The 5,263-nt window shown below is 70.4% G+C and carries 1 pseudogene; it reads right to left on the bottom strand.

Going from position 1 to position 5,263, the window contains the following annotated elements:
- Positions 1 to 5,259, bottom strand: a pseudogene (locus ABFT43_RS22590) (amino acid adenylation domain-containing protein); the annotation flags it as partial.
- Between the last annotated feature and the right edge of the window lie 4 nt (positions 5,260 to 5,263).

Raw genomic sequence — 5,263 nt, 5'->3', positions numbered from 1 at the left:
ACCCTCGAACACCACCGCCGTCGCATCCGGCGTCCGAGCAACCTGAGCATCAAACAACTCCACCAACGTGGAACCAACCACCACATGATCAGTCCCATTCACCGCCGCAACCGCCGCAACATCGTCCGCCCCCGCGATGTCGATGTCGCCCACCACCGTCTGCGGATCGTCGGCGACCGCCGACAACACCCGCGTGAACATCTCCGCGAAACCGGCCACCGTCGAGGAATCGAACAGGTCGGTCGCATACGTGAAGGTCGCGTCGAGATGTCCTGCCGAGCCGTCGGCGTCGGCGGCGTCGGCGGCGTCGGCGGCGTCGGCCACGGTGAGCTGCAGATCGAACCGGGCGACCCCGAGCTCGGCCGGCACACCGCTGACGGTGAGGCCCGGCAGCTCGAACGCCGCCTGCGCGTTGTTCTGCAGCGTGAACATCACCTGGAACAGCGGCGAGTACGCGGTCGAGCGTTCGACGTCGAGGAGATCGACGAGCTGCTCGAACGGCATGTCGGCGTGGGTGAACGCCGACAGATCGACCTCACGCGCGGCGTCGAGCAGCGAGTCGAAGGTCGCCTCCGGTTCGATGGTCGTCCGCAACACGAGGGTGTTGACGAACATGCCGACCAGGTCGTCGAGCACCTGCTCACCACGACCCGCCACCGGGGTGCCGATCGCGATGTCGGTCTCACGCGACAGCTTCGACAGGGTCAGCGCGAAGGCGCTGTGCAGGACCATGAACAGGCTCGCACCGTGTGAGCGGGCCAGGTCGAGCAGGCGCTCGTGGGTCTGCGCGTCGATGCGGAACGTGTACTCCGCGCCCGCGGTCGACTGCACGGCGGGCCGGGGCCGGTCCATCGGGAGGTCGAGGACCTCGGGCAGTCCGGCGAGCTGCTCACGCCAGAAGTCGGCCTGCTTGCGCGCCAGCGACTCCGGATCGTCGAGCGAGCCGAGTCGCTGCTCCTGCCAGATCGCGTAGTCGGCGTACTGCACCGGCAGCGGCGACCACTGCGGGGCGTCGCCATCACGCGACCGGGCGCCGTAGGCGACCATGAGGTCGCGCGCCAGCGGCGCCACCGACGCGCCGTCGGAGGCGATGTGGTGCATCACCAGCACGAGCACGTGCTCGGTGGGCGAGATCTCGAGCACCGCCATGCGCACCGGCGGTGCGGCGGTGACGTCGAATCCGCGCGACACGAGTGCGGTGACCTGTTCGACGACCTGCTCCTCGGCGACCGGGGTGACCGGCAGAGACAGGTCGAGGTCGCCGGTCGCGCAGATCTTCTGGAACGGCCCCTGCGCGTCGGACGGGTAGACCGTCCGCAGCACCTCGTGGCGTGCGACGACATCGGACACCGCGAGTTCGAGCGCGGTGAGGTCGAGGTTCCCCGACAGCCGCACGACCAGGGGGATGTTGTAGGCCGCGCTGTCGGTGTCGAACTGGTTGAGGAACCACATCCGACGCTGTGCCAGCGACAGCGGGATCCGGTCCGGCCGCTCGATCGCGGTGAGCGCGGGCCCACCCGCCGCGGAGAGGTTCTCGACCCGGGCCGCGAGCTGCTCGGCGCTCGGCGCGTCGAAGAGCTCGCGCACGCCGACGTCGGCACGGAAGGCCTCGCCGACGCGGGCGGCGACCTTCGTCGCCGACAGCGAGTTGCCGCCCAGATCGAAGAAGCTCGACGTGACGCTCACCCGATCGACACCGAGCACGTCGGCGAAGATCCCGGCGACGATCTCCTCGGTCAGCGACCGCGGTGCCACGTACTCGTCCGTCTCACCGACGAATTCGGGCATCGGCAGGGCACGTCGATCGAGCTTGCCGGCCGGGGTGCGCGGGACCTCGTCCAGGACCACCACGTACGACGGGACCATGTAACCGGGCAGGAACTCCGCCGCGTACGACCGCAACTCCTCCTGGTCGACGGTCCGGCCGGTAGCGGGGAGCACGTACGAGACGAGCACGGTGCCGCCGTGGGGCGCGGTGACGCCCTCGGTGGTCACGAACCCGACGGTCTCGTGGCGTGCGAGCACGCCGCTGACCTCGCCGAGTTCGATGCGGAAGCCGCGCACCTTGACCTGGAAGTCGGAGCGGCCGAGGTATTCGAGGCGGCCGCCGTCCACCCAGCGCACGACATCGCCGGTGCGGTACATCCGGTGTCCGGGTTCGCCGAACGGGTTGGGCACGAACCGATCTGCTGTCTGGCCGGCGAGGTTCCGGTAGCCGCGCGCCAGCGCCGGGCCCGAGACGTACAGCTCGCCGGGCACGCCGACGGGAACGGGCTGCAGGCGCGAGTCGAGAACCAGCGCCTCGACGCCCTGGTTGGGCGAACCGATGCGGATCGGCGTGCCCGGCTCCATCGGGCCGTCGATGGTGACCGAGATCGTCGCCTCGGTCGGGCCGTACATGTTGAACATGCGACGGCCGGGCGCCCAGCGCTCCACCAGTTCCGGCGGGCAGACGTCGCCGCCGACACCGATCATCTCCAGCAGCGGCAGGTCGACGTCGTCCACCGAGGCCAGCGCGGCCGGTGTGATGAACGCGTGGGTGACGGCCTGATCGCGCAGCAACGCGGTCAGTTCCGCGCCGCCGTAGATCGACGGCGGCGCGACGACGAACGTGGCCGCCGAACCGAACGCCAGCAGATACTCGAGCACCGACGCGTCGAAGCTCGGCGAAGCGAAGTGCAGCACCCGGGCACCCGGTCGCACGTCGCAGCGGTCGCGCAGTTCGTCGGCGAAGTCGCCGACGCCGGTGTGGGTCACGACGACGCCCTTGGGCACGCCGGTCGAACCGGACGTGTAGATGAGGTACGCCGGGTGATCGGCACGCAGCGTCGCGCGGCGTTCGGAGTCGGTCACCGGGGCATCCGATCGTGCGGCCAGATCCGCGGCGATCTCCGAGTCGTCGAGGACCAACCAGTCCACGGCGTCGGCGGGCAGACCCCGGTGCGCGCTCAGCGTCACACCGATGCGCGCACCCGAATCGGACAGCATGTGCGCGATGCGGTCGGCCGGGTAGTTCGGGTCGACCGGCAGGAACGCACCGCCGGCCTTCGCGACGGCCCACACCGCGAGCACCGACTCCACCGACCGGGACAGTCCGAGCGCAACCGCGCTCTCCGGCCCGACCCCCCGCTCGATGAGCAACCGGGCGAGTCGGTTGGACTGCGCGTCGAGTTCGGCGTAGGTGAGCTGCCGGTCCCCGAAGACGACCGCGGTCGCCGACGGATCGTGCTGCGCCGCGGCGCCGAAGACGTCGGCGAGGGTCCGCGCGGGTGCGGGTGCCTTGCCGCGGACCGGCACCAGTGCGGCCCGTTCGGCCTCGTCGAGCAGGACGATGTCACCGACCGGACGATTCGGCTCCGCCGCGATCGACTCCAGCAGGGTCACCATGCGCGAGGCGAAGCCCGCCACGGTCGACTCGTCGAAGATGTCGGTCGCGTACCCGAAGGTCAGGGACATGCCGGTGGCGCGCCCCGCCTCGTCGAACTGCTCGGCGTAGGAGAGCTCGAGATCGAACTTCTCCACGTGGGTGTCATCGGCGATGCCGCTGACCGTGAGACCCGGCAGTTCGAAGCGTTCCTGGCCGACCTCCGCGCTGGAGAGCACGACCTGGAACAGCGGCGAGTGCGAGGTCGACCGGGCCGGCTGGACCAGATCGACGATGCGTTCGAACGGCAGGTCCGCGTGGGCGAAGGCGTTGAGATCGACCTCGCGGGCGTGGTCGAGCAGCGCGTCGAAGGCGTTGCCCGGTTCCACCTCGGTGCGCAGCACCAGGGTGTTGACGAACATGCCGATCAGCGCCTCGAGTTCGGGACGCCCGCGTCCGGCGATCGGGGTGCCGACGGCGATGTCGGTGGTGCCCGACAGGCGCGCCAGCAGCGCCGCGAGCGCGGAGTGCATCACCATGAACAGCGTCGCGCCGCGTTGCGCCGCGAGCTCGCGCAACGCCCGGTGGACGGACTCGTCGACAGTGATCGAGACGGTCGCACCGACCTGGTCGCGGTGCGCCGGGCGGGGCCGGTCGGTGGGCAGGGCGAGCACATCGGGCAGCCCGGCGAGCGCCTTGGTCCAGTACTGCGCCTGGCGCGCGGCGATCGACTCGGGGTCGGTCTCCTCCCCCAGGACCTCGCGCTGCCACAGCGTGAAGTCGGCGTACTGCACCGGCAACGGCTCCCACGCGGGTTCCTCACCGGCCGAACGCGCCATGTAGGCGACCATCACGTCGCGCGCCAGCGGCCCGGTCGACACGCCGTCGCCGGAGATGTGGTGCACGACGAACGCCAGGACATGGTCCTGTTCGGAGAGCCGGTACAGCGCGACACGCAACGGCACCCGTTGCGCCACGTCGAACGGTTCCATCACGAAGTCACGGATCACCGAGGCGATCCCGCTCTCATCGAGATCGATCGGGGCGAGCTCCCCGATCACGTCGTCGACGCCGACGATCACCTGATGCGGCCCGTCGGGCGAGCCGGGGAACACGGTGCGCAGCGACTCGTGGCGCCCGACGACGTCGCGGACGGCCGCCGCCAGGGCGTCGACGTCCAGGCGGCCGGTCATCCGGACCGCGAGCGGGATGTTGTAGGCCGCGGACCGCTTGTCGAACTGGTTGAGGAACCACATGCGCTGCTGGGCGAGCGACAGCGGGATGCGGTCGGGTCGCGGCTGCGGCACGAGCGGCACCTGGGTGGCGCCGACCGCGGCCTCCGCACGCTGGGCCAGGGCCGCGACGGTCGGGGCGTCGAAGATCTCCCGGACGCCGAGGTCCGTGCCGAGGGCGGCGTTGATCCGCGCGACCGCCCTGGTGGCGACCAGCGAGTTGCCACCGAGGTCGAAGAACCCGTCGGTGGCGCCGACCCGGTCGAGGCCGACGAGCTCGGCATAGATACCGGCGATCGTCTCCTCGACGGGTCCGCGCGGCGCGACGAACTCGCCACGATCGACGTCGATGGTCGGCGCGGGCAGCGCACGACGGTCCAGCTTGCCGCTGGCGTTCAGCGGCATCGCCTCGAGTACGACGAACGCCGTGGGCACCATGTAGGACGGCAGACGCCCGGCGAGCGACTCACGCAGCGCCGCGGTGTCCACGTCGTCGCCGACGACGTAGGCCACCAACTGATCCCCGGTGTGGGGATCGTTGTGGACCACGACGACGGCCTGCGCCACCTCCGGCTGGTCCAACAACGCAGCCTCGATCTCACCGAGCTCGATCCGCAGACCACGCAACTTCACCTGGAAATCGGTACGCCCGATATAGACCAGTTCC

The organism is Gordonia aurantiaca, from assembly GCF_039939235.1.
GTDB lineage: Bacteria > Actinomycetota > Actinomycetes > Mycobacteriales > Mycobacteriaceae > Gordonia.
This window is presented reverse-complemented; position numbering and strand designations above follow the sequence as displayed.